This is a genomic window from Vaccinium witches'-broom phytoplasma str. VAC (genome assembly GCF_000309405.1).
Classification (GTDB): domain Bacteria; phylum Bacillota_I; class Bacilli_A; order Acholeplasmatales; family Acholeplasmataceae; genus Phytoplasma.
The window spans coordinates 1-632 of sequence record NZ_AKIN01000179.1; the positions used below are offsets into that span (position 1 = coordinate 1).

4 tRNA genes are annotated in these 632 nt (G+C 33.1%); all 4 read left to right on the forward strand.

What is annotated here, in order from left to right:
- The first annotated feature begins 169 nt into the window (after nt 1-169).
- Nucleotides 170-245 (forward strand) — tRNA-Glu (locus RI68_RS02785).
- Between the two features lie 52 nt (nt 246-297).
- Nucleotides 298-374: transfer RNA gene (locus RI68_RS02790), tRNA-Arg, on the forward strand.
- Between the two features lie 28 nt (nt 375-402).
- Nucleotides 403-479: transfer RNA gene (locus RI68_RS02795), tRNA-Pro, on the forward strand.
- An 11-nt stretch (nt 480-490) separates the two neighbouring features.
- Nucleotides 491-565: transfer RNA gene (locus RI68_RS02800), tRNA-Gly, on the forward strand.
- The last annotated feature ends 67 nt before the right edge of the window (nt 566-632 follow it).

Genomic DNA, 632 nt, shown 5'->3' on the forward strand with positions numbered 1-632 from the left:
AATATTATTAAAATCTTAAACGGTTGAAAATTAAAAGTTATTTTAAATTAATTAATTCATTTTGAGAAGAAATTAATTTAAAAATATCCTATTAATATTTCTTGTTAATAAAACTTATTTTTACTATTTTATTTCGCACTATTTTTTAAGATTTAAATTATGCAAATATGGCCCGTTGGAGAAACGGTTAACTCACATGCCTTTCACGCATGCATTCACGGGTTCGAATCCCGTACGGGTCACCAATTTTAAAAAAAACACTTAAAAAAGCAACTCATAGCTCAATAATTGATATAGGCACTCATAGCTCAATTGGATAGAGCATCTGACTACGGATCAGAAGGTTAGGGGTTCGAGTCCTCTTGAGTGTGCCATTTTAATTTTAAATATACAATTTTGAAGCGGGAAGTAGCTTAGCTTGGTAGAGCGCCTGGTTTGGGACCAGGAGGTCGCGGGTTCAAATCCTGTCTTCCCGACCATTAAAACAAAGGCGAATGTCGTATAATGGCTATTACCCTAGCCTTCCAAGCTAGAGATGTGGGTTCGATTCCCATCATTCGCTCCACATCGATTTATTCCAATAAAAACAAAAAAATAAAATTAATTATTTTTTGATGTTTTTAAGAAATTAT